Origin of the sequence: Pseudomonas fluorescens, from assembly GCF_900215245.1 — a bacterium.
Lineage (GTDB): Bacteria > Pseudomonadota > Gammaproteobacteria > Pseudomonadales > Pseudomonadaceae > Aquipseudomonas > Aquipseudomonas fluorescens.
On record NZ_LT907842.1, the window covers coordinates 3956332 to 3981049 of the forward strand.

Here is a 24718-nt window from a genome sequence, read left to right on the forward strand (position 1 = left end):
GCTACCTCGGGATGCTTTTCAGTGTTGTCTGGACCAGTTCAAGGAACTTGGCGCGGCGCTCGGCCAGCCTTTTCAGTTCTTCCTTGAAATCGTCACGGTCCGATCGGTACACAATTAGCTGGCTTGCGTCGGGGAATTCAGAACAGAAGCTGATGAAATCAACCCAGTCGCAATCTGCGCAGTCGAGATGACCGACTAACTGCCAGCGGTAAGCCGGGTCGAACGATCCGCGCTTGAGGGTTGCGTAGTGAACTGCCGCGGTGACGGACTTGATTTCGATCAGGCCTTTGTTGCCAACTCGCCCGTCAGGCGAATCTCCGTAATCGCCGCAGTCAAAGAAGCCGCCGTTTGTGACAGTGACGAACTCAGCGTCTTCGTAGAGCATGCGGGCAACTGGTTCCTGCTCATGACCACGCTCCATGTGGTCCGTCGAAAAGCTGAACTCCGCCTTTCGGCCGGTTGCAAGTTCCAGCGCCAGTTGCAGGGCGTACTTCTTGGCAGGCTCGCCAAATGCAGCGCCATCGTTCGCCATGATGCAGCCAAAGTTGGATGCGGTTGCCTTGCCGAGTCTTAACGCTTGCCACGCTTCGGTGTTTTGAGGAACGTCATGCCACACGCGATTCATTGGCGCATTCCTCCTTCAACTGGGCCTGATGCTCTTCGCTCATAGAAATCCTGGCCAAAACTCCATCTAGGTTGCCGTCGCGCTTATATGCGTTCTTGGCATTCGTCCAGTTACGGGCGTTGTCCGGCGTCAGCCAAGCAATGACTGGAGCCTTTTGACTGATACGAAGCCCCTCCAGCGTCTCCTTGCCGAACTTCACGTTCGTGTCGACGTAGACGGTCACCTTGAAGCCTGCCCAGTCCTCAATGAACGGTGAGCCCGTCAGAGAGCGCAGGGTTTTGCTGTTGGTGGCGTTCAAGATCATCGGCTTGAGCTTCTCACCTGGGCGCAGCTCGCGCTCCACGAAGTGCGCGGTGTTGAACACGTCTTTCGTTTTCTTGGTCTTGTCTGGCTCAAGCGAGACGCGGGCAATGGTCAGGATCGTCGGCTCGACGATATCGGCGCTGCTCAAGTAGGGCGAGTCGAACGCCTTACGGAAGTGGGTTTTCGATTCGTTGGACACGATTGTTCTCCGCGCCACCGGAGAGGGGCGCTGTGAAGGGGGTTATTGGGTGGCTTTGGAGGTTTTTAGAATGGACAAACGTCATCAGGAAGATTTGGCAATGGCTGCCAATGGGTTGGAGCTGATGCGATTCGACCGTGCATGTCCTCCCAGCGCGGCTCGCGGCCCTTCTCTGTCTTGTTGTACATCTGTCGGGCGTAATACATTGGCCTTACTTGATTGCGAACCACTGCAATCACGCACTGCTGGCAGTTGTAATCTGGCAGGCCTTCAAGGTTTGGTAGGCGATCTTCGACTTTGATCCATTCGGTCATTGCGGCTTACCTATTGAGTGATTCGATCCGCGAGCGCGCCGAGCACCATCACGAAAGTAAAGAATGCGAGTGCTATGGCAGACCCGCGCCAGAAGCAGTAGCGCTTGGCTCTTTGGTAGGAGGTCATTCGGAAACCTGCTTGCGGTAGCCTGCGTCATACAGAACTTCTGCCTCGCAGCGCCGGGAGCCGCCGATGTGTCCGATCATTTCCTTTATGGCAGCCCGACGCTCTTCCGCCGCGATCTGCTCGGGAGTACGGATGGGACGGAATTTGAGATCGCCTAATGGGCGAGACCACTCGTGCCCCTCTCTATCCCTAAAGAAAGCCTTCTTGCTTCCGGCGCAAAGAAATTCAATTCTCTGCCAGTCAACATCTACATAGTCGGTTCGGCGCATCTCACAAACCGTCCCAACAGGCGGTAGGCCTTCGCCGGTCCAGGCAGGCGGCCCGGCGCGCACCCAGTCATCATGTTCATGGATGGCAAAGTAAGCAGCCTCGATGCCATCACCGAGCGAGCCATTGCCATTCAGGAAGGTGGCTGCATACGCATCGCAGCCAGCTTGCAAAATCTTTTCAGGGATACTCATACGCTCACCTTGCAAGTCCAGCGGCCCGCACACTTGCAAGGCTGCTCGATCCATTTAACGTCTACCAGAAACAAGAAGCCCTGATTTCTCAGGGCCTCGGCGATTCCTTCAAATGATCCGGCGATGATGGTCATGCCTCATCCTCCTGCTCGTCAGTGCTGAACTTGTACTGGCAGTAGGTCACCACGGTGAACTCTAGGCTGCAATTCGGGCACTCAACATCGTGGTGGTCATCGTCCGAATACAAGCTCCATGCTTCATTCTTTTGAATGATGAAATCCTCGCCACAGTGCGGGCACTTGGGGTCGGAGTTGAAACTAAACTCATGGCTGCGCCCATTTTTCAAGGCATGTAGTCTGGCAGTAGTCACAGCGCCTCTCCTTGCCGGCGCTCGTAGATACGGTGCAGGCGCTCGGTGTAGTGGACATCCTCAGCCGCGTCGATCACGCCAAGGGTGCGGAAGATCAGGATTGCAGTGTTGGCCGAGGCCTTGACGGCTATAGGGCTGCAATCTGGATCGATGACGTTGGCGATGTAGCTCTCAAGCATGCCGACGGCCAGATCGTGCTGTGATGGCGGTGAATAGCTCATGCTGCCAACCTCCCATAGCGGCGCTTGCGGGCGTCAATCTCATGCCACAGCGCCTTTTCGATCATCGGGACGTATTCCTTGCTCTCGGCAATCACAGCCAGCTCCATCTGGCACACGTCCATTGGAATGCCGTCACCGTCGTACATGGTCCCGGATAGCACATCGAACGTCAGTTCCCGGCTGCCATTCCTGTACTCGGTTGGCAGAGCTTCCTCGCAATACGTCACCTCCACCTGGAGGACGTACCCTTCAACTATTACTTCGTAAGTCATGGTCGCCTCCAGGCTGAAGTTATTCGGTGGGCGGTTGCGGAAGTGGCTGCCAGTGGGTTGGCTCATATTCGTCACTGGCATCGCTTTCGTTGGCGTCCCACTCGCCGATAGCGTTGAAATAGAACCCGTAACAGGCCGCCCACATCCAGCCGTCAGTGCTGGAGCCTCGTTCTCCGACGACCATGATGTTCTCGGGCATTCGCAGCCAAACAGGCGTGTCCAGCTCGGGCAGCTTGTCGCTGACCTTGATCCAATCGCTCATGGCGACCTCCAGTTTTTGGGGTTAGGCGGAACGGGCCGAGATTTCTAAAATCTGCTCAGCCCATTCGGTGCAGAAATCTTCAAAGTCGCTGCTATCAAGCCACTGCGAGTGGACTTGGTCGCAGTCACCGCTGGGTGATGTTCGCTGTAGCCAATCTTCAAACGCCCGTTGTTCTGCGTTATCGACGGCAGAAGACAGCGCCGTCAGAGGATCTGGAGCGATCTTCGATTCCATGACTCTCTCCATTCGTTGGTTCGCCCGGTTAGGCGGTGGCTCAACGTCCGTGATTTGGGTGGAACCCATGGCGAAGCTCTGCCGACTTTCGGGCAGCCACCGCGTCAATTAGGGTTTTGTGATAGCCGAGGTAGATATGCTTCCTATCGACGACTATGTGGGCTTGGAATCTTTGGTCGCAGTGGACGAAAAAGACACCGTGAATCCCGCTGGTGTTGCGGTGCGAAAGCCGCATGTTCTTGTTGTTTTCGGCAGCTGTTACGGCGCGCAGGTTGGCGGCACGGTTGTCCCGGCGATCACCATTTATGTGATCTATCTGCATGCCATCCGGGATAGACCCGTGATGCAACTCCCAAACTAGCCGGTTGGTGCGAAACTGATCTCCGCCCACCCGTATCACTTCGTAGCCGTCTCTGTTCGACGTGCCCGCTCGCTTTCCAGCGTACTTTCTGTTCCAGAGATCAAGCAGTTCGGGGTGGTTGACTTGATGTGCCTGCCTGGGATTCCAGTACATAGCGCCGTCGGTAGGATCGTAACGGAGCAAAGAAACAACGTAGGTGCTGCTTATTTTCATTTACGACTCCGATCTGGTAAGTCGGCGCGTAAAAAAGCCCAGTCGAAACCGGGCTTTTCCCTCTTTACGTACAAGCCTGCCGGGCGCATGAGGCGTCGGGCAGCTATTGGCTAGTCCATGATGATTGCCCTCCGCTATTCGCTCACTGGGAAGGCAGTGGCCACCTATGGAATGGATGCTCGTCTTTCCGAGCTGTCACACCGGCTACTCAAGGTGTTAGGAGGCAGTTTCCAGGCGTAAAGCACGCTCCCAAACTACAAAAGGACCCGCTTTCGTTGTGGCTTTCGCCGAAATAGTGATGCAGATGCCCGGTGCTGATCTCCGGGTTGCTGGCGGCTACCCTCCAGCGCGTACAAGGGTTCACTTGTTTCCTTTCGCGCCTAACGCGGGTGTGATCTTGGCTAGCAAGAGGCCACCCGATCGTTCACGCTGCCCATCAGCCTGGGCACTCATCTGCATCGGAGTGTGATCTGCAAGGGCCGCCTGCCGCCTCACCCAGTCTCTCGGCATCTCCCGGCTACGGGCTTAACGCTTAATGGGGTACAGATCACACTCCGATGCAGCCTCTCCCTATACGAGTCTCCCCAAGGAAAGGATCGGGCCAATTTTCGTCTGGCGGACGTGCAAGGAGAGGGTTACAGGGCAGCTGCAGCTACGCGCTTGGCGTTCTTATCGGCGAGACGGCCGCACTGTTTTAGCTGACATTGCGCAACGCCTAGCCTCAGAATCCGGGAGGTCCCAAACTTGTCGCGAGTGCCGCTGCCGACATAGGAAGTTTCTTTCACATCAACGCCTTCTGATTTCAGCAGCTGGCGGATGGCTTTGCATTTCTTGGCGTTCATGCTGTTACTCCGGATGGGAATGGGCTTCCAAATACCTCCAGGGGGTCTAGAGGCATTTGTGAAACCAGATGGCTACCTGAATCAGCAGGGAGCCATCTGTACCCGGTCACTCTGCTGGAGTCAGGCCGGGGTGGTTCGTAAGCACTGGTGATGCAGGGGGCGGCGTTGCGCCGTGTGTACTCATCCGCATCCCGCTGCGCACTCTGTGAATGCGCAGGAGGATGCTTCAGGCTGCGCTCTTAGCGTTTTCTCTCTCTTCGCCAATACGGTTGGCGCGCTCTTGGTCTTCTGCATCGTCACCGATGTAGGAAGCACCTTCTTCTGGACATTCATCGAACCATGCGTAAAGCCCCGGTCCGCTGTGTGCTGTGTCATCGCCCACCTGGATGACAATCGCGTCGTAGCATTCTGGGTCGCAGCTGGACTCGCTCATCTCGAGCAGCTCTTTGAGCTGGTAATGACTAAGTGTGATTTTCATTGCTGTGACTCCCGGTTGGTTTCCCGGATGACCCTGTCTCCAAGGTCATCGAGGAAATCTGTGGTCTTGCTCAGCAAACCTTGCGTGTCGAATCCCGATCACGGAAGCAGGCTGTGTTTCGTACTGTTCACCCAGGCTTATGGCCACTGTCAGGAAAAGAACTCTGGCGCCGGGTGACACGTCTTCATGTTGTTAAAGAGCGGCGAGCTGTGAGGCCCTGGCGAGTCCCTGTTGGGTGACTCGATGGGCCTAGTAAACAACACGTTTATAAGCACGTCAACACTATTTGTTTATTTGTGTTTATCGCAGGCACAAAAAAGCCCGCTCAGCGGCGGGCAGCAGGTCGACTACAAATCAGCAGGTCGTGCTATTCGGCGCAGGTCGATGCCTGCGAGGGGAAGGGGGTAATGCAAGGATGGCGGATACAAGAAGCCCGGCGCTGGGCCGGGCTTAGTTGTGGTGTGGCTACTGATTTGGTTTGGTTGTATGCGCGGATGCTTCGGCTACACCAGGACCGAATACCAAAAAACCCTTCCAAGAACGACAAGCTCGTTCTCCATCATCTGCTGAGCTGTGTACTCTTCGTCGGGATGCTCGTCACGGTTATAGCTGCGCAGGCGCAAGCCACCCATCGGCATCCTATAAAGAATCTTCACCCGAAGCTGGCCGCCATGGTTCAGCGCGTACATTTTCCCATCAATGACGGATGTTGACCCCTGGTCAACTCCTACCGTGCTGCCGTTCGGCAAAACCGGCTCCATGCTGTTCCCGCTGACGGTCACGCATACTGCCTCGCTAGGCTGAACATTCTGGCGCCGCAGAGTCATCTTCCCAAATCGAAGTCTTTGCTTGTGGGATTGCTCGACGACCGTCCTGCCGCTACCGGCCGATAACTCCACCTCCTTTAAGAAGGGCACGTACACCTCATCATTTTCCAGGGGAGTGTCGTCATCCCAGACATCGAAAGGGCCATCCAAAGATGCGTTCGAGTCGGCGGCTGGCGGAACTGGAGGGTCGGATCGGCCAGACGGGTCAGGCTCCCCCGTGGTTAGCCAGTGCTGGCCCACAAACAGCTTTAGAGCTGCCTGATAAATGGCGCGTGCTGGGAGCCCCCGGTTAAACCAGTTATTTAAAGTCTGCGGTGAAACCTCAAGGGTTTCAGCGACCTGCTTTGCGGTAAGGCCTTGCTCGGCCATAAACCGCCGTAGCCGGTCGCCAGAATGTTCATTAGTCATAAACACAGAGTTTACCGGGGTTGTGTTGTTTATTAAATAAACGTATCGTTGACTGGTGTTTACTCGCCGACGGCGGAATTGTTTATGAAACCCACACCTCTTGAGCGCGCAATCCTTGCGGCCGGATCGGGCAAAGCCCTTGCCGAGCTTCTTGGCGTGACCCCTATGGCGGTCTCCTACTGGAAGGTCAGGGGTGTTCCCGCACGTCAGGCACTTCCTATCGAAAAAGCTACTGGCATATCCCGCCATGAGCTTCGGCCTGATTTATATCCGGTCGAATCCCTTTCTGCCGCTTAACCACCTTGCATGCACCCACTAAAGGAGCCTCACCAATGGCATATCACGACACGCGTCACCTTAAAGACCGGGAGATCAAGTCCCGCTATGACGACGAAACCTACGAGGCGCTGAAGGCTGTTGCGCGGTTGCACAAGCTCCAGCTCGCGGTTTTCGTTCGCATGTGCGTCGAGGAAAAGCTGGAAAGCATCGTTGAACTGGATGTTAACGGGAAACACATGCAGGCCTGAAGGCCCTTAAGGAGGCTATATGCCTGAAACCACGATCTGCCACGGGATCGATGGGCGCCTCTACGAAAAGCTTGAACGGTTGGCAGCAGCGGCAGGGATGACCCCTGACGAGTACGCCGCAAAGCTTGGAGCAGAACGCTTTTTCGAGAAGACCAGGCCAAAAGGGGCTGGAAAGATCCGGCATCTACCAACAACAAGGCGTGACCCGCCGAAGGCCGGAATAGGGCCTGAAAAAGGAGGGACTGATGAAGACCCCAACCCATAAACCCAAATCGCAGGCACAAAAAAGCCGGGGCGCAATCCCGGCTCTTTTTACAGCACTTGCAAAAACTGTATCAACGTGGAGCTGATTATGCATACGTCTAACACCGATGTACAGGCCCTGAATAATCCCGCGCCACGTTTTTCGCAATCAGAAAACGTGGCGCGGATTAAGCCAGTGACTCCTTTCGACTTCCACGGTTTCCCTGTCCGCGTAATTGACGACGGTCACGGGGAGCCCTGGTTCATCGCCAAGGACATCGCCGAAGCCCTCGGCTACTCCAACACGTCGAAGGCGATCAATGTCCACTGCAAAGCGGTCAGTACCTGCCATACCGAAATGGGAGGCCAGGTCCGCGCAGTGCAAATTATCCCCGAACGCGATCTCTACCGCCTGGTGATGAAGTCCAAGCTTCCGGCCGCTGAACAGTTCGAAGAGTGGGTGGTGGGTCAGGTGCTGCCGACCATTCGGAAGACCGGCTCTTACACCGCCCAGGACACGAACAACTCCAAGGTCATTGGCGAACTCGCCATCCTGGAATGCTTCGATCGCCTACTGAAGCCGGCACCCTCCAGCAAAATGATGATGCTTGCGCAGATCGCCGCTAATAACGGACTGGATGCGAAATTCCTCCCTGGCTATGCCATCGACGCCGCTCCAGACGCTACTGGCGGATCATCGATGGAAACCAAGCCCATCACCGATCTCATAAAAGAAAACGGGATAGCCAGCACGGCCGCGGCCTTCAATCGTTTGTTGGCCGCCAACGGCTTTATCAAGAAGTGCCAGCGCAACAGCACCAAGCGCGGTGTCGTCGACTTCTGGTCGGTGACTGATAAGGGACTTCGATACGGCAAGAACCTGACCAGCCCCAATAATCCACGCGAGACCGCGCCGCATTGGTACGTCGATCGCTTCCTCGAGCTTGCCAAGCTTATTGGCAAAGGACGTCCATGATGGCCCGATCCAGAAACATAAAACCGGGGTTCTTCTCGAACGAACACCTGGCCGAGCTCGACTTTGCCACTCGTTTACTCTTCATTGGCATGTGGACCGAGGCTGATCGGGAAGGGCGGCTGGAAGATCGTCCGCGCCGCCTGAAAATGGCCCTATTCCCGGCTGACAACGTTGACATCGAGTTCATGCTGAATGGCCTGGAGTCGTATGGCTTTATTCGCCGCTATGTCGCCAATGGCTGCCGAGCAATCCAGATTGTTAGCTGGGCAAAGCACCAAAACCCTCACGTTAAAGAGGCTCAAAGCACCATTCCTGCTGAGGTTTTCGAGTCTGCACCAGACTGGTATGAGGAAAGCACCGGGCAAGCACCATGCGAGAACAGTTCTTTCCCGGCTGATTCCCTCTCTCTTGATTCCCTCTCTTCTGATTCTGGATTCCTGATTCCCGCTCTTCCGATCGAAGATCAAGAACTCTTGCCAGTCGCTTCCGCTCGGGCGGCGTCGAACGTGAAGGTCCTGAAGCCAAAAGCTCCACGGCAGAAGACTGAAGCCCAGATCGCCAACACCAACACCTGGGACGCCTACACGATTGCTTACCTTGAGCGCTATGGCGTCGAACCGGTTCGCAACGCGAAGGTGAATGCCCAGGTAGCTCAGCTTGTTCAACGCCTTGGGGCTGAAGAGGCGCCGCAGGTCGCGATGTTCTACGTGACCATCAACGACTCGTTCTTCATCCGCAGCTCTCACGAACTGGGCCTGCTGGTCTCGCGCGCCGAGGGTATCCGAACCCAGTGGCTCACCGGGCGCCAGGTAAACGCCGTGACCGCCCGCCAGATGGAGAACACTCAGGCCAACATCAGCGCCGCCCAGGAAGCCAGCCGCAGCATTCTCGAAGGAGGTGCGCCCAATGCTTTCCTACGCCGAAACCGCTGAGCTGAGCATGGCCATCTGCGCCACTGCTGAAACTCTTGGGCAAACCCTGAGCGCCCCCGCCGCCAAGCTGATGGCCGAGGATCTGGCCGAACACCCTATGGACGTGATTGCCAACGCACTGTGGGCCTGTCGCCGCGAAGTCACTGGAAAATTGACCCTGGCCGCGATCCTCCAGCGCGTACAGGCCGCCGACGGCCGCCCCGGCAAGGACGAAGCCTGGGCCATCGCCATGACCACCAACGACGAATACGAAACCGTGGTTCTGACCGATGAAATCCAGTTGGCCCTGGCCGCTGCCAAGCCTGTGCTCGATGCCGGGGACAAGATTGGCGCCAGGATGGCCTTCATCAGCGCCTATGAGCGGTTTGTCGGCCAATCCCGAGAGGATGCCAAGCCTGTCAACTGGCACGTCTCTGTGGGCTTTGACGCCAACCGCAGAATCCAGGCGGTAACCAAGGCCATGGAGCTGAAGCGCATCCCCCGCGAGCACGGCCAGAAATACCTAGCTGACCTGAGCGTTGCTCCGGTAACCGAGGATGGTCGCGCCATTGCTGGATTGCTCACCGGCACCGTCACCCAGCCAAAGCCGGCGCTGCGTGCAAAGCTCGAGATCGTGAAGAACTCGATGCTCGAAATGCGCAAGGCCAGCGAAGAACGGAAGCTCGAAATGCGGATTGAAGCAGCCAACGAATTGGCGGATCGCCGCGCACTACTGATCAAGCAAGCCCAGGAATTGGAGCAACGGACATGAGCGACATCTGCGATGACGCCGACGTAGTAATCGAAGAGGCCCTGAATCGGTCCCTATCCCAGATCCCTCGCTACACCGGAATAAGCGCCACAGAGTGCGTGGATTGCGGTGATGTGATTCCGGAAGGCCGTCGTGTGGCTATTCCGGGGGTGACGCTGTGCGCTCCGTGCAAGGCGCTGGATGACGTGCGGAAGCTGGGGGTGCGCCGTGGATAAGATCTCCGTCAACAGCGCCACCAAGCTCTCCGAGGCCATCACCGCCCTGACAGCCATGTACCGCCAGAGCAAGTTCGTGGTGGTGTCAATGCGCCCAGGCAAGGATCGGACACTGGATCAAAACGCATTGTGGTGGGCGCTTTACCAGCGAATCGCCCAGATGACTCACATCGGTGACGTGGAGGACGCCCGCAAGTACTGCAAGCTTCACTTCGGCGTGCCGATCATGCGCAATGCCGACGCCGACTTCCGCAATGGCTGGAACCGGATGTTCCTGCACCTGGACTACGAGACCAAGATCGAACTCATGGGGCCTTGCTCGATCTTTGGCCCGGACGGCTTCCCGGTAACCCGCCTGTTCAATCGCGCCCAAGGCATCGCGTACACGGACCAGATCGTGGCCGAGTTCAGCGCCAAGGGTGTGGTGTTCACTGATCTGCTGGGTGAGGTGGCGGCATGAAGCTGACCAAGAAACAGCGCGCGGATCTGCGCGAGAAGTTTGATGGCCGATGCGCCTACTGCGGCTGCGACCTTCCAGATAGACGGCATGCCGATCATGTTGAACCCGTCGTGCGCGAGCTTCTATCCAAGCGCAACCCGAACGGTACATGGAAGCTTGTATCTGGAAAGGCTCTTAAGCCGCACCTTGACCATGTCGAGAACATGAACCCGGCGTGCCCGCCTTGCAACATCAGCAAGGGCGGCATGAGTCTTGAGGGTTGGAGAGCATGGCTTTCCGGGCATATCAAAAGCCTGAACAGCTACCACCCTATTTATCGGATAGCGAAGGCATACGGACTGATTCAAGAAACTGGTGCGGAGGTGGTTTTCCATTTTGAGCGAATCGCCTCTCAGGAGGATGCCGTATGAGCCTCCTAGCCAAACAGCCCCGCCCCAAGACCTGCAAAAACCCAGCATGCGGCGAGAAGTTCGTCGCTCAACGCCTGGGTCAAGCCGTATGCAGCCCCAAGTGTGGTCTTGCCATCAAGGACGTGAACGCTGACAAAGCCCGCAAGGCTCTTGCAGATGTAGGCAGGAAGGAGCTGAGAGCGGCCAAGGAGCGCGTAAAGCGTAAAGCCGACCACATGCACGACTGCCAAACCGCTTTCAACGCCTGGGTGCGCGCCAGGGACGCGGGGAAGCCATGCATCTCGTGCGGCACGACGGCAAACGTCCAGTATGCGGCCGGACACTATCGCACCGTTGCTTCCTGCCCAGAGCTCCGCTTTGAACCGCTCAACGTTCATTTGCAATGCAATCGCAACTGCAACATGGGCAAGTCCGGCTCAATCGTTGAGTACCGCATCGAACTTGTGAAACGGATCGGCGCCGAGCTCGTTGAATGGCTTGAGGGCCCTCACGAGCCCAAGCGCTACACGATCGAAGACCTGAAAGCCATCACCGCCGAATACCGCGCTAAAACCCGTGAACTCAGGAGATCTGCAGCATGACCATCACCTGCACAGTAACCACGCTGTTCTGCATCTCCTGGTTCTTCCTGGAAGGCTACGTCATCAACTGGTGGAGCGCTCGGAAATCCTACGGTGAGCCTTTCGTCAGTTTCGATATTGAGCGCATTAAAGAGGCCCTTAAAGGACCCCGTTACACGCTGCCTCGCGGGCTGAATCGTGAAGAGCTTCGGGCTTACCTGATCGCACATGCGGAAAGCATCGAAGAGGAGCGTCGTCCATGAACTGGAAAGCCATCAGCAAGAACTGCATGTCCTCTGGCGAGGGTTACCTACTCAGCCGGTACGCGCTGGAGTCTGGATTCGCGTACGTCTGCCGGTGCCCGAAGGGGAGGATCATCCACTCCTGCAAGGACCAGGACAAAGCCAAGGCAGCGTGTGTTGAACATCTGAACAACCAGAAGGTGGGGAAAGCAGCATGAGCGAAGTTAAAGCAGGCGTAACGCTGCGCAGCGAGCGCGCAAACCGTATCTACGTTGCTGGCCCCATGACTGGAATCGAGGACTTCAACTTCCCGGCGTTCAATGCTGCCGCCGACCGCCTTCGCTGGGCAGGCTGGATTGTTGAGAACCCAGCAGAGCACGGAATCATTGAAGGGGCTGAATGGGCCGACTACCTAGCGTATGACCTGACCAAGATCGGTACGTGCGGGGCCATCTACCTCCTGCCGGGATGGGAAAACTCGAAGGGTGCACAGCTGGAAGTGCTCGTCGCCGAGCGCCTTAGCATGCAGATCATCCACGCATCGGAGTTGGCAGCATGAGCGAATTGAAGCCTTCCAACCCTAAAGACCTGATTGGCAGCGGAAAATTGCCATTGCACCTCTGGCCGGTTACTGCCACGGCGCTTGGCAGCCTGGGCTTACTCGACGGGATGCTCAAATATGGCCGATCCAACTTCCGGGCCGTCGGTATCCGCGCCTCGATCTACTACGACGCCGCCAGCCGCCACCTCAATGCATGGTTCGAAGGGGAGGCAGTCGATCCTGATAGCGGGCTTCCTCACCTGGCCCACGCGCTCGCATGCCTGGCCATCATTGTCGACGCAGAGGCAGCCGGGAAGCTCAACGACGACCGCATGCACCCTGGCGGCTACCGAGGCCTGATCAATTCGCTTACGCCTCACGTGGCGCGCCTCAAGGCCCTGCACGAAGACAAGAACCCAACGCATTACACCATCGCCGGAGACGCCCAATGACCGCAGCCAAAGCAACAGACGAGCAGATCATTGAAGCGCTCAAGACAATGACCGTTGCCCAAGCGGCGGCGCACTTCGGCATGCACGAGCGCAGCCTTTGGGCGCGCAAAGCTGCAATGGTTCGTAAAGGCTGGAGCCCTGACCACGACATGGTGCACATAGTCCCGGATGGATTCCGCCTCAAGGGAACGTCCAGCCTGTACAAGGAGGGCGTCAAGGAGCCTGTACTTCAATGGGTGAAGACGGCAGTTGACCACGAGCGCCAGCACGAGATGATGGTTGCGGCCTGTGAGGCGATGTCCCAGGACCTGCCACAGATTGATCCAGTCAGAGGGCCTATTTCGACCCTCGCGCACTTGATGGCTGTTTACCCAATTGGTGACGCCCACATCGGAATGCGAGCGTGGGGGGCCGAAACACAGGGTGACAGTTGGGACATGACCGAGGCCGTCCGGGTGCAGTGCGGCGCCATGGCAGCACTGGTAAACCTGGCTCCGGCAGCAGAACAGGCAGTAATCATCAACTTGGGCGACTGGTTCCACGCAGATAACATGGATGGCACTACCTCAAGATCCGGCCACATCATGGATCTGGACGGCCGCTACGCCAAGATGATCAGTGTGGGCATGAAGGTGATGCGCCAGTGCATCGCATCGGCTCTCCAGAAGCACGCCAGCGTCCGCGTGATCAACGTGGTGGGTAACCATGACGACACGGGCGCCCTCTGGATGTCAGTAGCCCTGCGCCACACCTACGAGAACGAGCCGCGCGTAATCATCGACCGCGCGCCGTCGGCCTTCCACTACATCGAGCACGGCAAGGTGCTGATCGGCACCCACCACGGCCACACCTGCAAGTCTGAACGCCTTCCGGGTGTCATGGCTGCCGACCAGTCCGAAGCCTGGGGCCGTACCAAGTTCCGCTATTGGTACTTGGGTCACGTCCACCATCAGAGCGTCAAGGAGTACGCCGGGGTTACGGTCGAGTCGTTCAACACACTGACCGCCAAAGACGCCTATGCCGCCTTCGGTGGCTACCGCGCCCAGCAGAACATGAAGTGCATCGTCATGCACTCCGAGTTTGGCGAAGTATCCCGTCACACCGTAAGCCCAGATATGTTGAAAGAGGTGGCAGCATGAGCTATCGCAACGTGGTATCCGCTGTTGTCCGCGCCCTGGCTGCCGAGACCATCAACTCGGCCGGCGGTTGCGATTTCGAGCCGAAGGTCCAGTGCGCCAAGCAGAAGGGAGAGATTGTCGGGAAAGAAGCCGCTTTTCTCACGGACTGCTGGGTTTTTGGTCGTCTTCACAAGGGGCTGGAAGCCTCGCAGTGGCGCGCCCTGGTAGCGAAGTTCTCCACGCACACTGACCGTAAGTATGCGGCCATTTCCGAGCTGACGCGAGCCATACAGTCGCCAGCTCCAGAGCGTTTCCGTCACTGCGCCGTGGTTACCTGGGCACTGCCGAAGCTGCCAGGGGTGGAAGGTAAGCGATCGACGAATGTCTTGCCGGCAGGCTGGTACGAAATGGACAACTGGTCTGAAGAGCCACACCCAATCAAGACCCAAGAGCGGTGGCGTCGGGACATCCGCAAGAGCTTGGAGTCGGCAGTTGATAATGCTTTGCAGGCGGCGCAAGAGATTCTTGATCATGAAGGGCTAATTGGTACAGAAGCCGCTTGACATGGACTGAACCATTGAGCCATTATCCACCCATCCTGTCGTACTTGCGTATGTAGGTGATGCAGGAAGAAAGCCCGGCCACTGTGTCGGGCTTTTTGCTTTATGCAGATGATGGAAGGTGAGCGACACGGGTTAATCCGTTGAGAGGTAAACCGCACTGGTACTGTTTGCACAGTATTGGTTAATCCCAGGTTCGAGTCCTGGCCATCTGCACCCATTCAAAGCCTCGCCACTGTGCGGGGCTTTTTCGTTTTCAGCTCCACCACACCCGTTGCCCTGAGCCGGGAGTGCTGCTTGGGGCTGACCTGCTCCGCTGTTCCCCAGCGTTTGGCGCCTCACACGGCGTCTTTTTTATTCACTCATGCAACTGAGAGGTCGAGCGCATGGAATTAATTCATCGCCTGATCGATTGGCTCAGTTGGGCGTTCGCCGGGCTCCTGGGTGCCGTCGCCGCAAGTTGGTGGCACCGTGAGGATCTGGTTGACCGGAAAGCATGGTTCATCTTTATTTTCTCGGGTGCAGTGTGCGCCCATTACCTGACTGGCTTGGTTAGCGCCTACTTCGGCGTGGTCGAGCCTCGCAGCGTTGCTGGCGTCGGATTCCTTCTTGGTACGTTTGGTGGCTCGCTCATCGCCGCTGTCACCAGAGCGATTAAGGCTGCCGACCTATGGGCGTTCATTCGCCAGCGGTTCGGCGGAGGCAATCCATGAGCATCCAAGACCTGAGTACCACATTCATCGCCGTTATCGCGCTGCATGCACTCTGGTGTGTGCTTACAAGCAAGGTGAGAGACGGAATTGTCGGAAAGATCATTTACTTCACGATCGCCATATCGGGGTTCGCCATTGTCACTCGCACCGAGACGTACTTCATCTCGCCAACGGTTGCCGGCGTCACATTCCACGGAGCGCTCGCATTGGCTGGATTAAGGCATTGGTTCGTAGCCAACCACTGGCCGCGCGTCAAGGGCTGGCTGTGCCGGTACCTGCACTGTGAGCAGTGCCTCAATAACCTTGAGCAGCCGAAGGAAGAGAAATCATGACTTCAGAACAGTTCGCATACTGGCTTCAGGGCTTCGTTGAGCTGAATCCGACATTGGAGCGGCCAACGCCTGAGCAGTGGAAGTCGATCGCCGAGCATCTGAAGACGGTGTTTGTGAAGATCACCCCTCCAGTTCATGTTGTGGGGCCCGCTATTGCTGGGCCAGCAAGGCAGCCTAGCTATGAGGAGTCCCTGAGGCAGCTCATGCGCAAGGACGGCACATCTCCGATCTGGCCGCATAACCCTATTTTGGTCACCTGTTAAACCAAAGGGCGCCAGGCTCATTGCCAGCGCCACTCTATTCGTAAACCCACGGTGACTGATATGGCCAAGCTCACATTGAAGGCCTATCACCCCTGGTGGTTCCGGCTCTACGTGGTAGCAGTCAACTCATTTGCTTACCTGGCAGGCCTTGAGGTCGACACCGACAAGCTTGAGGCCCAGGCGCGCAAGGCTGTTCGTTACCGAGAGGTAGACAGCCCCGAATAGTCCACGCCACGTTTTCACAACCGCCGTTTCGTGGCGCGAGATAGATCAATTTATGACCACATCAAAACCACGAATCAAGATTCAGGCCGGCAAGGTCGTGTCAACTGATAGTTTGTCTAATATGGTTGCCAACATAGGAACCAACCGAGACAAGCGCACGCACAACGTATTTGGCTTTGAGTTCGTCAATCAGATTGAGCTCGAAGCCGCGTATCAGTCGAACTGGATTGCCCGCCGGATCGTGGACAAGCCGAACGAGGATGCCCTGCGTGAGTGGCGCACGTTCAATGGAAAGCAGGCCAAGGACATCCAGAACGAAGAGCGCCGCTTGGGTGTGCAGCAGGCCTACCTTGATACGTGCTGCTGGGCTGACCTGTACGGTGGTGCCGCGCTGCTGATGGTGACAGGGCAAGACCTGAGTTCACCTCTAGACCTGGACAAGATCAAGAAAGGCGGACTGAAGAACCTTGTCGTCCTCGACCGCTGGGATATCCAGCCAACAGAATTCAACCTGACCGACCCGCTCAAGCCAAACTGGATGCTCCCCGAGTACTACATGATGGTTAACGGCGAGCAGCGCATTCACTACAGCCACATCATCCGCCGCACAGGGGCTCGCCTGCCGCGCCGCATGCGCATGTTCGAGCAAGGCTGGGGTGACAGCCGCCTACGTCGCTGCATGTCTGACCTACGCGATGTGGTGGCCACCAAGGGCGGGATTGCCTCGCTGGTGCTTGAGGCCAACGTCGATACGGTGAGCGTTAAGGGTCTGCAAGGCGCTCTCGCCAGCGCTCAGAGTGACAAGATCACTGAGCGTTACCGCCTTTTCGGGATGATGAAGTCGCTTGTTAACCTCGGGCTGCTTGATCAGGACAACGAAAAGTACGAGCGCAACAGTATCTCGTTCTCCGGCCTGAGCCAGATCATGGAGCAGTTCATGGTGTGGACGGCTGGTGCTGCTGAGATGCCCGTTACTGAGTTGTGGGGCCAATCAGCCTCTGGCTTGAGTGCTACAGGTGAAGGTGACCGCAAGACCTACGAAGGCACCATCAAGGGTAAGCAAGACGGCCAGATGCGTCTCGACCTTGAGGCGCTTGACCAGGTGCTGATTCGCTCCGCACTTGGCGACTACCCAGCAGATCTTGAATTTGAATGGAAGCCTCTTTCCCTGCCTACGGGGACTGAACAGGCCCAGGAAGATCTTGCTGATGCGCAGGCCGACGCGCTGAGCATTGAGGCTGGCGTAATTCGCCCTAGCCATGCAATGCGCCGCGTACAGTCGAAGGGAACGTACGCCATCACCGACGAACAGATCGCCGCCCAGGAACAGATCGAGAAGGATCAAGACAATGGAATCGGCGACGACGGCGAAGGTCTCCCCGGCTTCTCCCTTGGAGAAACTGACGGCGACAAACCTGGCGATGCTGGAGCAGCGGAAAAAGAAACCCCGCGGCCCTAAGCCTGTTCTGCCAAGCCAAGAGGCTGAGCGCTACTACAGCGGCCAGCTTCGAGGCATGGTTAGGCTGATGGCTGGGGAGCTGGTCAAGGCGCTGGAGCCTGAGCTGAAACGCTTGAAGCGTGACTACATCGCTGATGCCAAGCCGACCATGGACGGCTGGACTGACGACATCCTCGCAGCAATACGCGGTGTATCGCGCCGGTTCAGCTCATCCCTGTTCGAATCCCAGATCAAGCGCGTGGCTGCCAGCACTGTAAGCCGCGCCGAGGCAGATAACGCTGAGGACTTCCGCAAGTCGGTCAATCAGGCGGTCGGTGTCGACTTCCAGTTGATCACCCGACCCAAGGGCATGCAGGACTACCTGGAAGCCTCCACCGCTGAAAACGTGAACCTGATCAAGTCGATCCCCGACGAATACTTCAAAAACGTCGAGACGATCGTTCTGGGCGGTATGAAGGATGGTCTCGCGCCTACCGCCATAGCCAAGCAGATACAGGAACAGACCGGTGTCAGCGCTAGGCGGGCCAAGCTCATCGCGCGGGACCAGGTGTCTCAGATCAATAGCGACCTAACTCGCCAACGCCAGGCAGCGGCCGGTATCGAGTTCTACAAGGCGGTGGATGCAGGCGATCAGCGCGTATCTGGTGCACCAGGCGGGAAATACCCCGACGCCAAGATCAGTTGCTACGGAATCGCCCGCCAGGACATTGGTTACGGACCAGGAATTTACAAGGTGTCGGATGGTGCTCCGTGGGGTGGCAAGACCGGCCTGCATCCCGGCAAGCACCACGTTCTCTGCCGATGCGTAGGCCTGGCCATGATCCCGGGCGTGAACTACTTCCCCAAAGACGGGTAACCCAATGCAAAGAATGACCATCGATGAGGCCTTCAAGCCTACGTCGCGAACACTCACGCCTGAAGGATTCCTCTGCGTGAAGGGTATTGCAGCCCGGACAGGGGTTTATCAGTACCTGTCGAGCGAGCTGGATCTGGATGGCCCTGAGCGCATCGTCAACGTCTACCGGTCGCCGGAAGAAGTGTTCAAGCCCGAGTCGATGGCTACTTACGCCGACAAGGACGTAACGAACGACCACCCGGACGATCTGGTCGACTCGACCACCTTCAAGGAAGTGTCTTCCGGCCATGTGCGCGGCGCCGCCCAGCAGGGTGAAAACGTTGAAGTGGACCTGATCATCAAGGATCAGTCGGCCATCGACGACATCGACTCAGGAAAGGCCGAACTATCCCCGGGCTACCTCGCCGAGTACGTGCTCGCCCCTGGCGTAGCTCCTGACGGCACGCCCTACGAATACGAGCAGCGTGACATCCAGATAAACCACGTCGCCGTTGTAGAAGCAGCGCGAGGCGGCAAGGTCGCCCGCATTTTTGACCACAAACCGAAAGGTATTACCCATATGGCGACCCGGAAAGTCTTTCTGGACTCCAAGAAAAGCCGCTCGATCATCCTGGACGAAGAGGCAGCAACGGTAGTCGAAGACGCCGTGGCAGCCTTACAAAAGTTCGCGGACGAAGAAGCGGAGCGCGCAGACAAAGCTGAAGCCACCAAGGACGAAGCCGAAGAGAAGCTGGAAGAGGCCAAGAAGGAAACTTCCGACGCCGCTATCGGCCTGCGCGTGAAAGCAACCCTCGACACCATCGCGCTGGCATCCAAGGTCGTGAAGTCCTTCGACGCCAAAGGCCTGGTCTCCCCCCTGGAGATCAAGCGCGCCGCTATGGCCCAACTCAAGCCGACTCGCGATTGGGCTTCCAAGTCCGAGGCCTACGTGACTGCTGCGTTCGATGCGGCCGCCGATGAGGCGGACGAGATGGATGACGACGACGAAGACAAATCGAAAGTCAACGACAGCCTCCGCCAGTTCGCCAAGGACGCTGCAGCTCACGGCCTGAAGCCGACCACTGACGGCACTGACGCTTACAACACATTCCTGCGGGGTGGCAAGTAATGGGCATTGCAATCGATACCTTCACTCAGTACGCCGGTAAGGCTTACGAAGGCCAGATCAATGACCTGAGCATGGCGGATGTAACTACCGCTGTTGCCACGGTCGCCATCCCCTTCGGTCGCGTCGTCGTGTCGGACACTGCTGATCGCTCGGGCAAGCTGCCTGCCGCCGGCGCCGGTTTCTTCCTCGGTATCTCGGTGCGCAAGCCTGTCGGTGTCAGTGGCAGCTACCTCACCGGCCAAGTCTCAGATAGCGGCAACGCAGTCGGAGGCTATCGTGCCGGCGAAGAAGTCAGCCTGTTGGCCCACGGCCGCATCTGGGTCAAGACCTTGGCCGGCGCCGTTAAGGGCGCGCAGGTGTACGCCCTGCCGACCACCGGCGAAATCACCAACGCCGCGACCGCTGGCAACCACGTCCTGGCCGGTTGCACGTTCCTGACGGCTGCCGCCGCCGGTGAGCTGGTGCTGGTACAGATCAAAGCCATCGCGCCTACCACCATCGCCGCTTAAGGATCAGATCGAATGAAGACTTTCGACGCTTCCCCCCAGGCGCAACTGGGCTTCCTGATTGGTCAACTGACCTACGTTGAACAGGAAGTCCTGCGCCAGCCGTACCCGGACATCAAATACCCATCGATCCTGTCGGTGGACACCTCGGCCCCCGACTACGTCGAATCGATCGCCTTCAAGGTGCTCGACTACAAGGGCGAGCCGGCACCGATCGGTGATGTATCGCACGACTTCCCCCTGGCCGAGATCGCGGCCAAGGTCGGTGGCGTGGACGTTGTTCAGGCTGGCCTGGGTTACAAGTACACTCAGATCGAAGTGGGCAAGGCCATGGAGATGGCAAACGCAACCGGTTTCGGCGGCGCCATCAACTACCTGGCCGAGAAGCCAATCGCTACTCGCACCCTGACCGAGCAATGGCTTGACCGCGTTGCTTTCGTGGGTGACGCTCGCTGGCCTTCGCTGGCTACCGGCGGCTTGCTGAAGTACCCAGGTGTTCCTGTCGTGGCTACCGGCACTCTGCTGGGCGGCGCGAACAAGACCATCGCGGCAATCCTGGCGGGCGGCGGTGAAACGGCGGCCAACGAGATCCTGACCCTGCTGAACAATGCGATCCTTCGTGTGTACAGCACTCAGACCAACTCTATCTTCCGCCCTACGCACATCCTGCTGCCGCTGACCGAATACGGCCTGCTGACCACGTTCCGTATTCCGAACACCTCGGAAACCCTGGTCAGCTACCTCGAGCGCGTTCTGAAGATCACCATCGAGCCAATCCTGCAGGCGTCCACCGCCGGCGCTGGTGGTGGTAATCGCATGATGGTCTACACCAAGAACCCTCAGTTCGCCAAATTCCACCTGCCAATGCCTTACACGCTCAATGCGCCGATCCCTGCGCATGGCGGCCTGGTATTCGAAGCTGCTGGTGTAGTGCGCACGGCTGGTACCGAGCTGCGTGTCCCGATGTCCCACCTGTACGTCGACGGCGTTTAAGGAGGCCATATGGCTCGCAAACAAGGCAAAACAGAAGAGGCCGCTTCGGCGGACCTCGTTGTCTGGACCAACATCAGCAAGAACCCGGTGATCCTGGGTGATGGCAGCACTGTAGGGGCTGGTGAGCAAACCACCCCAGAGCAGGCTGAGTTCGCCGATGGCTCGTTTTGGGAAGAGCATGGCGTTCTGGTTTCTGGCGCGCCGGTGCTCATGGATGACGGTGCGGATCAGATCGCGGCGCTGACTGCCGAAGTTGAAACCCTCCGGACTCAACTGGCTACTGCTGGCAGTGAGAAAGACGCGCTGCTGGCTGAAGTCGAAGAGCTGAAAAAGCAGATCCCTCCTAAAGAGTGATCGACCTATAGCCCCGCCCAGTGCGGGGCTGTTGTTTCCCCTTTCAAGGAATTAGCCATGACCGAAGAGCAGCAGATCGTTCTGATGCTAAAGGGGCTCGTTTCCGAGCTTCCTCCAGAAGGCCGAGAGCAGTACGAGGCCGCATACAAGCAGATCAAGGAAATCAGTGCGTCAAGCGAGGCCGCTGGAATTGCCTTGTGCGTTCTGGGAGCCGAAATGGCTGCTTCCTGACCCCCATGACTCTGAGGTTGCAACCGTGGCTGAACTGACAATTGAAGTGACGCCGGCGATCATTGCGGACTTCCGAGCGTTCTACGAAGAATTTTCCAGCAGTGCCGTCTGGTCTGATACCAAGATCACCAAGGCGCTGTATATCGCACGCGGTGAGTTTGGCGGCTGTGCGAACTGGGGCGACTACAAGCCCTACTCATTCTTCCAGCGAGGCTGGTTCGCCCTGGCGGCGCACTACCTGACCTGGAACAAGGCGACAACCGAGGCCACATCGGCAGACGGCAGCGCATCGACCCCCTACGCAGTCGCCAGCAAGGGCGTGCGGGATGAGTCGGTGTCCTACGCCATTCCGGCGGCCAACAACGACCTGACGACGTGGGAAGCGGCCGTGGCCCTGACTCCCTACGGTCTCGAATACCTTCACCTGCGCTCGCGGGCGGGAATGGGAGCGATCTGCGTATGATCGAGCCAACTGTCAGCCTGGTTAATGCTCAGCAGGTCCACAAGGCACTGAAAGACCTAGCCAAAAGGCTAAAGGGTCGCGAAAAGGTTCTGGTGGGCGTCCCGAAAGGCGCCGGCGTTTATGAGGATGGCCTTACCATCGCCACTATTGCGGCAGTAAACGAATTCGGCGCTGAGGACATCAAGCATAAAGGCGGCGTCTCCTATGGCTACAAGACGGAGAAAGACGCAGAAGCTGGGCATGTGAGATTCATGAAGTCCGGCGAGGGCTTCATGGAGTTAGGGAAAACAAGTGCGCACACAGGTAGTATTCCTGCGCGCCCCTTCCTGCATCCAGGAGTTGAAAATGCGGCTCCGTTATTCACCAAGCTTGCGGAGCTCATGATTCCAAAGGTGCTTACTGGCGAGTTTGCCATGAGAACCCTTCTTGAGCAGATGGGAAACATGGCAGAGAGCAGTGTCAAGCAGGCCATCACTGATCTAAAGGATCCGCCAAACGCCAGATCAACTATTGCGAAGAAAGGGTCTGACAACCCACTGATCGATACGGGCAACCTCCGACAATCCATACGCTACGTCATTGATGACGGGGTCGAACCTATTGAAGAGGGCTTGTAATGGGCCTGAACATGCGCGGCCACGTCAGCGGGCCATTCATCACGCACAAGGGCGTGGTGCTCAATCGGTATTCCAGCGCAATTGTGGATTTTGAGCCGGTACTAGCCATCACCTACACCGACGCCTTCGACGCAAACGTGCAGCCGGTCAGCGACAAGGAGATCGAATTCCTGCAGATCGGCGCCGAGCGCATCAATGATGTGCGGGTGATTCACCGCAATGACGGTAAGGGTATCGAGGTTTCCACCCCAGGCAAGCTGGCCGACATCCTTGTATTCGCTGAGACGCCAGATAAGCCAGCCACCTGGTGGAAGTCCATCGCGACCGACTACCGGCCCTGGCACAACTTCTGCCGCGCGGTCGTGGCCAAGCTTGACCCTGCCGAGATAGCCAGCCTGGAGGCGCACACCGATGCTTGACTCCAAAGCGCTATCCAAAGCGGTTTGCCGGATTGTCGTGGCGGTTACGGGGCTGCCAGTCGACAAAGTGATCCTTGCGGACAACAACACCGCTGCCCCTTCTGGCAGCTACTGCGCGGTTCGCCTGCAAAACCCTGAGCAATGGGGTCAGGCGCTGAACTCGCAAACCAACGTACCTGCGCAGGATGATCCGCAATACGAGGACATCATCGCCAAGGTTGCCACCCAGTTTACGCTGGGCTTCAGCATCAACTTCTACCGGGCCGGCGCCGTGATGTATGCCGCCGCCCTGTGCGAAGCGAATAAGCGCGAACCGGTTAAAAACATCCTGCGTACTGCAAAGCTTGGCTGGTCCCGCGTGTCAGCAATCAACAACCTGACCGGCCTATATCAGGCCGCCATGGAAGAGCGATCCCAGCTCACCCTCTACCTGTATGGCGAATCCATCGCCGAGGACCGCGTGCAGCGGATCTATCGCGCGGGCTTCTCCATGCAAACTGAACAATCTGGCGCTGTGGCGCAAGGGGAAGTAAATGGCTTATCCGGCTGAAAGCATCATCAACATCACCACGCTGATCAACTCGGCCGGGCTTGGTACTTCCAACTTCGGCGCGGGCATGGTATTTGCCGACTCCGACTCATCGAGTGATTCTGCATTTCTGCCTGGCACCTACCGTGACTACGGGACAGCTGCTCAAGTGGCGGCGAACTTCAACATTGCCTCAGACCCTTACAAGGCTGCTGAAGCTTGGTTCTCTGCCGTTCCGAAGCCAAAGAGCTTGCGTATCTATCTGCGCATCGCAGAAGACACGCCAGTCGAGTCGCTGAACGATGCGATCAGCAAGGGTATCTGGTTCTACTGGTTCGAGTTTGAGACTGGTATTCGAGCAGTAGATGCTGACGTGCTGGCCTTGGCCGCCGCTGGCGATGCCGCTGGCAAGTTCTTCGCCTACACCTCGAACCAAGCAAGTATCCGAGACCCCTCCGTCACTACCGACATCGTCAGCAAGGCCGTTACGCAGGGCTCTCGTCGTGCATTCGTAGCCAGCCATGCGACCGAGCTGTATGAAGGCTTCGAAATTGCCGCTGTTTTCAGTCGTGTCAATTTCAACGCGGCCAACTCGACCATTACTGGCGAGTACAAAAAGCTCCCAGGTATCGACGCTGAAAGCCTGACTCCTACTGCTTACAGTGCCATGAAGCAGAAAGGCGCTGTGTTCTATACGGTCGTTGAGACTGGCGGTGAGCGCGATAATGGCCGGATCATCAACTCCAAGACCACGTCTACCTTCGGCGAATTCATCGACGATGTGTTCAACCTCGACGCCTTCACGAACTTTATGACTGTCGCGCTTTACAACGCGCTAACCAAGGTCCCTACCAAGCTGCGCCAGACTCCTGCCGGCCAACAGATCTTGATCGATGCTGCGGCTCAGATTGGCGAAAAGTTTATCGACAACGGTTACCTGGGCGAGCGCCTGTATCTGGATGACGAAACCGGCGAAGAGAAGTTGAGTCGCGGCTACGAGATCCTGACCAAGGCTGACGACATCTTGACGATCTCCGACGCTGAGCGCGCCGCACGTGGTGCCGCGCCGATCAGCATGCGCATCTTCCGTGCAGGCGCTATCCACACCGTCGATCTGACGGCCAACGTTGAATAAGGGGCGCTGAC

General features: G+C 57.6%; 46 protein-coding genes. 32 read left to right on the forward strand and 14 right to left on the reverse strand.

Annotated elements, in window-relative coordinates:
- Nucleotide 1: 1 nt before the first annotated feature.
- From CPH89_RS18405 to CPH89_RS18465, 14 genes are all read right to left on the reverse strand, one after another.
- The gene (locus CPH89_RS18405; RefSeq protein WP_053254916.1) at nt 2–625 is read right to left on the reverse strand and encodes a YqaJ viral recombinase family protein; all 624 of its coding nucleotides are present in this window, start codon (nt 623–625) and stop codon (nt 2–4) included.
- Nucleotides 606–1127, reverse strand: a complete 522-nt coding sequence (locus tag CPH89_RS18410; protein WP_053254917.1) for a hypothetical protein — start codon at nt 1125–1127, stop codon at nt 606–608. Before CPH89_RS18410 ends, CPH89_RS18405 begins: the two co-directional genes overlap by 20 nt.
- 65 nt (nt 1128–1192) lie before the next feature.
- A complete protein-coding gene (locus CPH89_RS18415) occupies nt 1193–1441 on the reverse strand; it encodes a DUF551 domain-containing protein (protein ID WP_081006334.1) in 249 nt (82 codons plus the stop codon).
- A 123-nt stretch (nt 1442–1564) separates the two neighbouring features.
- Nucleotides 1565–2029: a hypothetical protein gene (locus CPH89_RS18420; protein WP_053254918.1), complete on the reverse strand. Its 465-nt coding sequence runs from the start codon at nt 2027–2029 to the stop codon at nt 1565–1567.
- On the reverse strand, nt 2026–2163 hold the full coding sequence (locus CPH89_RS30400) for a hypothetical protein (RefSeq protein WP_167422744.1): 138 nt from the start codon (nt 2161–2163) through the stop codon (nt 2026–2028). Before CPH89_RS30400 ends, CPH89_RS18420 begins: the two co-directional genes overlap by 4 nt.
- The gene (locus CPH89_RS18425) at nt 2160–2399 is read right to left on the reverse strand and encodes a hypothetical protein (protein WP_053254919.1); all 240 of its coding nucleotides are present in this window, start codon (nt 2397–2399) and stop codon (nt 2160–2162) included. The genes CPH89_RS30400 and CPH89_RS18425 overlap by 4 nt, the downstream gene beginning before the upstream one ends.
- A complete protein-coding gene (locus tag CPH89_RS18430) occupies nt 2396–2620 on the reverse strand; it encodes a hypothetical protein (RefSeq protein ID WP_053254920.1) in 225 nt (74 codons plus the stop codon). The genes CPH89_RS18425 and CPH89_RS18430 overlap by 4 nt, the downstream gene beginning before the upstream one ends.
- Nucleotides 2617–2892 (reverse strand): hypothetical protein, encoded by a 276-nt coding sequence (locus CPH89_RS18435; RefSeq protein WP_053254921.1) that lies wholly within the window; start codon nt 2890–2892, stop codon nt 2617–2619. Before CPH89_RS18435 ends, CPH89_RS18430 begins: the two co-directional genes overlap by 4 nt.
- 19 nt (nt 2893–2911) lie before the next feature.
- Nucleotides 2912–3154, reverse strand: a complete 243-nt coding sequence (locus CPH89_RS18440; protein ID WP_053254922.1) for a DUF551 domain-containing protein — start codon at nt 3152–3154, stop codon at nt 2912–2914.
- Between the two features lie 21 nt (nt 3155–3175).
- Nucleotides 3176–3388, reverse strand: coding sequence for a hypothetical protein (locus tag CPH89_RS18445; protein WP_053254923.1), 213 nt, complete (start codon nt 3386–3388; stop codon nt 3176–3178).
- A 40-nt stretch (nt 3389–3428) separates the two neighbouring features.
- Complete coding sequence (locus tag CPH89_RS18450) at nt 3429–3962, reverse strand: HNH endonuclease (RefSeq protein WP_053254924.1); 534 nt, start codon at nt 3960–3962, stop codon at nt 3429–3431.
- A gap of 635 nt (nt 3963–4597) precedes the next feature.
- Nucleotides 4598–4804 carry a hypothetical protein gene (locus CPH89_RS18455; protein WP_053254925.1) on the reverse strand — a complete coding sequence of 69 codons (207 nt, stop codon included), beginning with the start codon at nt 4802–4804 and terminating at the stop codon, nt 4598–4600.
- A 226-nt stretch (nt 4805–5030) separates the two neighbouring features.
- Nucleotides 5031–5282, reverse strand: a complete 252-nt coding sequence (locus CPH89_RS18460; protein ID WP_053254926.1) for a hypothetical protein — start codon at nt 5280–5282, stop codon at nt 5031–5033.
- A 503-nt stretch (nt 5283–5785) separates the two neighbouring features.
- Nucleotides 5786–6478, reverse strand: coding sequence for a LexA family transcriptional regulator (locus CPH89_RS18465; protein WP_053254927.1), 693 nt, complete (start codon nt 6476–6478; stop codon nt 5786–5788).
- 123 nt (nt 6479–6601) lie between these two features.
- On the opposite strand from CPH89_RS18465, the gene CPH89_RS18470 reads away from it, so the two are divergent.
- The 32 genes from CPH89_RS18470 (at nt 6602) to CPH89_RS18615 (ending at nt 24707) form a co-directional block, all read left to right on the forward strand.
- Nucleotides 6602–6814, forward strand: coding sequence for a transcriptional regulator (locus tag CPH89_RS18470; protein WP_010568092.1), 213 nt, complete (start codon nt 6602–6604; stop codon nt 6812–6814).
- Between the two features lie 35 nt (nt 6815–6849).
- Nucleotides 6850–7044, forward strand: a complete 195-nt coding sequence (locus tag CPH89_RS18475) for a hypothetical protein (RefSeq protein ID WP_053254928.1) — start codon at nt 6850–6852, stop codon at nt 7042–7044.
- A gap of 19 nt (nt 7045–7063) precedes the next feature.
- A complete protein-coding gene (locus CPH89_RS18480) occupies nt 7064–7309 on the forward strand; it encodes a hypothetical protein (RefSeq protein WP_053254929.1) in 246 nt (81 codons plus the stop codon).
- Nucleotides 7310–7396: 87 nt separating this feature from the next.
- A complete protein-coding gene (locus CPH89_RS18485; protein ID WP_053254930.1) occupies nt 7397–8263 on the forward strand; it encodes a BRO-N domain-containing protein in 867 nt (288 codons plus the stop codon).
- Nucleotides 8260–9195, forward strand: coding sequence for a hypothetical protein (locus CPH89_RS30610; RefSeq protein ID WP_232005378.1), 936 nt, complete (start codon nt 8260–8262; stop codon nt 9193–9195). Before CPH89_RS18485 ends, CPH89_RS30610 begins: the two co-directional genes overlap by 4 nt.
- On the forward strand, nt 9170–9946 hold the full coding sequence (locus CPH89_RS18495) for a hypothetical protein (protein ID WP_053254931.1): 777 nt from the start codon (nt 9170–9172) through the stop codon (nt 9944–9946). The genes CPH89_RS30610 and CPH89_RS18495 overlap by 26 nt, the downstream gene beginning before the upstream one ends.
- Nucleotides 9943–10161 (forward strand): TraR/DksA C4-type zinc finger protein, encoded by a 219-nt coding sequence (locus tag CPH89_RS18500; RefSeq protein WP_053254932.1) that lies wholly within the window; start codon nt 9943–9945, stop codon nt 10159–10161. Before CPH89_RS18495 ends, CPH89_RS18500 begins: the two co-directional genes overlap by 4 nt.
- Nucleotides 10154–10621, forward strand: a complete 468-nt coding sequence (locus CPH89_RS18505) for a hypothetical protein (protein ID WP_232005379.1) — start codon at nt 10154–10156, stop codon at nt 10619–10621. Before CPH89_RS18500 ends, CPH89_RS18505 begins: the two co-directional genes overlap by 8 nt.
- Nucleotides 10618–11031 carry an HNH endonuclease gene (locus CPH89_RS18510; protein WP_053254934.1) on the forward strand — a complete coding sequence of 138 codons (414 nt, stop codon included), beginning with the start codon at nt 10618–10620 and terminating at the stop codon, nt 11029–11031. The genes CPH89_RS18505 and CPH89_RS18510 overlap by 4 nt, the downstream gene beginning before the upstream one ends.
- Nucleotides 11028–11612, forward strand: coding sequence for a recombination protein NinG (locus tag CPH89_RS18515; RefSeq protein WP_053254935.1), 585 nt, complete (start codon nt 11028–11030; stop codon nt 11610–11612). The genes CPH89_RS18510 and CPH89_RS18515 overlap by 4 nt, the downstream gene beginning before the upstream one ends.
- On the forward strand, nt 11609–11854 hold the full coding sequence (locus CPH89_RS18520; protein ID WP_053254936.1) for a hypothetical protein: 246 nt from the start codon (nt 11609–11611) through the stop codon (nt 11852–11854). Before CPH89_RS18515 ends, CPH89_RS18520 begins: the two co-directional genes overlap by 4 nt.
- A complete protein-coding gene (locus CPH89_RS18525) occupies nt 11851–12051 on the forward strand; it encodes a hypothetical protein (RefSeq protein WP_053254937.1) in 201 nt (66 codons plus the stop codon). Before CPH89_RS18520 ends, CPH89_RS18525 begins: the two co-directional genes overlap by 4 nt.
- Nucleotides 12048–12392, forward strand: coding sequence for a DUF4406 domain-containing protein (locus tag CPH89_RS18530; protein WP_053254938.1), 345 nt, complete (start codon nt 12048–12050; stop codon nt 12390–12392). The genes CPH89_RS18525 and CPH89_RS18530 overlap by 4 nt, the downstream gene beginning before the upstream one ends.
- The gene (locus CPH89_RS18535) at nt 12389–12826 is read left to right on the forward strand and encodes a dATP/dGTP diphosphohydrolase domain-containing protein (protein WP_053254939.1); all 438 of its coding nucleotides are present in this window, start codon (nt 12389–12391) and stop codon (nt 12824–12826) included. The genes CPH89_RS18530 and CPH89_RS18535 overlap by 4 nt, the downstream gene beginning before the upstream one ends.
- On the forward strand, nt 12823–13965 hold the full coding sequence (locus CPH89_RS18540) for an oxidoreductase (RefSeq protein WP_053254940.1): 1143 nt from the start codon (nt 12823–12825) through the stop codon (nt 13963–13965). The genes CPH89_RS18535 and CPH89_RS18540 overlap by 4 nt, the downstream gene beginning before the upstream one ends.
- The gene (locus tag CPH89_RS18545) at nt 13962–14507 is read left to right on the forward strand and encodes a hypothetical protein (RefSeq protein WP_053254941.1); all 546 of its coding nucleotides are present in this window, start codon (nt 13962–13964) and stop codon (nt 14505–14507) included. Before CPH89_RS18540 ends, CPH89_RS18545 begins: the two co-directional genes overlap by 4 nt.
- A gap of 383 nt (nt 14508–14890) precedes the next feature.
- Nucleotides 14891–15217, forward strand: a complete 327-nt coding sequence (locus CPH89_RS18550; protein WP_053254942.1) for a hypothetical protein — start codon at nt 14891–14893, stop codon at nt 15215–15217.
- Complete coding sequence (locus CPH89_RS18555) at nt 15214–15549, forward strand: hypothetical protein (protein ID WP_053254943.1); 336 nt, start codon at nt 15214–15216, stop codon at nt 15547–15549. Before CPH89_RS18550 ends, CPH89_RS18555 begins: the two co-directional genes overlap by 4 nt.
- A complete protein-coding gene (locus CPH89_RS18560) occupies nt 15546–15812 on the forward strand; it encodes a hypothetical protein (protein ID WP_053254944.1) in 267 nt (88 codons plus the stop codon). Before CPH89_RS18555 ends, CPH89_RS18560 begins: the two co-directional genes overlap by 4 nt.
- A gap of 60 nt (nt 15813–15872) precedes the next feature.
- Nucleotides 15873–16037 carry a hypothetical protein gene (locus tag CPH89_RS30405; RefSeq protein WP_167422745.1) on the forward strand — a complete coding sequence of 55 codons (165 nt, stop codon included), beginning with the start codon at nt 15873–15875 and terminating at the stop codon, nt 16035–16037.
- Between the two features lie 52 nt (nt 16038–16089).
- Entirely contained in the window at nt 16090–17496 is a 1407-nt protein-coding gene (locus CPH89_RS18565; protein ID WP_053254945.1) for a DUF1073 domain-containing protein, read from the forward strand.
- The gene (locus tag CPH89_RS18570; RefSeq protein ID WP_232005382.1) at nt 17429–18352 is read left to right on the forward strand and encodes a putative phage head morphogenesis protein; all 924 of its coding nucleotides are present in this window, start codon (nt 17429–17431) and stop codon (nt 18350–18352) included. The genes CPH89_RS18565 and CPH89_RS18570 overlap by 68 nt, the downstream gene beginning before the upstream one ends.
- 76 nt (nt 18353–18428) lie before the next feature.
- Complete coding sequence (locus CPH89_RS18575; RefSeq protein WP_053254946.1) at nt 18429–19460, forward strand: DUF2213 domain-containing protein; 1032 nt, start codon at nt 18429–18431, stop codon at nt 19458–19460.
- The gene (locus CPH89_RS18580) at nt 19460–19969 is read left to right on the forward strand and encodes a structural cement protein Gp24 (RefSeq protein WP_053254947.1); all 510 of its coding nucleotides are present in this window, start codon (nt 19460–19462) and stop codon (nt 19967–19969) included. The genes CPH89_RS18575 and CPH89_RS18580 overlap by 1 nt, the downstream gene beginning before the upstream one ends.
- A 12-nt stretch (nt 19970–19981) precedes the next feature.
- On the forward strand, nt 19982–20959 hold the full coding sequence (locus tag CPH89_RS18585; RefSeq protein WP_053254948.1) for a major capsid family protein: 978 nt from the start codon (nt 19982–19984) through the stop codon (nt 20957–20959).
- A gap of 9 nt (nt 20960–20968) precedes the next feature.
- Nucleotides 20969–21313, forward strand: coding sequence for a hypothetical protein (locus CPH89_RS18590; RefSeq protein ID WP_053254949.1), 345 nt, complete (start codon nt 20969–20971; stop codon nt 21311–21313).
- Between the two features lie 57 nt (nt 21314–21370).
- Nucleotides 21371–21544, forward strand: coding sequence for a hypothetical protein (locus CPH89_RS30185; protein ID WP_155512281.1), 174 nt, complete (start codon nt 21371–21373; stop codon nt 21542–21544).
- Nucleotides 21545–21569: 25 nt separating this feature from the next.
- Complete coding sequence (locus CPH89_RS18595) at nt 21570–22007, forward strand: DUF4054 domain-containing protein (protein ID WP_053254950.1); 438 nt, start codon at nt 21570–21572, stop codon at nt 22005–22007.
- On the forward strand, nt 22004–22624 hold the full coding sequence (locus CPH89_RS18600; RefSeq protein WP_053254951.1) for a hypothetical protein: 621 nt from the start codon (nt 22004–22006) through the stop codon (nt 22622–22624). The genes CPH89_RS18595 and CPH89_RS18600 overlap by 4 nt, the downstream gene beginning before the upstream one ends.
- Nucleotides 22624–23043, forward strand: coding sequence for a hypothetical protein (locus tag CPH89_RS18605; RefSeq protein WP_053254952.1), 420 nt, complete (start codon nt 22624–22626; stop codon nt 23041–23043). Before CPH89_RS18600 ends, CPH89_RS18605 begins: the two co-directional genes overlap by 1 nt.
- Nucleotides 23036–23593, forward strand: a complete 558-nt coding sequence (locus CPH89_RS18610) for a phage neck terminator protein (RefSeq protein ID WP_053254953.1) — start codon at nt 23036–23038, stop codon at nt 23591–23593. The genes CPH89_RS18605 and CPH89_RS18610 overlap by 8 nt, the downstream gene beginning before the upstream one ends.
- Complete coding sequence (locus tag CPH89_RS18615) at nt 23577–24707, forward strand: DUF3383 family protein (protein WP_053254954.1); 1131 nt, start codon at nt 23577–23579, stop codon at nt 24705–24707. Before CPH89_RS18610 ends, CPH89_RS18615 begins: the two co-directional genes overlap by 17 nt.
- The last annotated feature ends 11 nt before the right edge of the window (nt 24708–24718 follow it).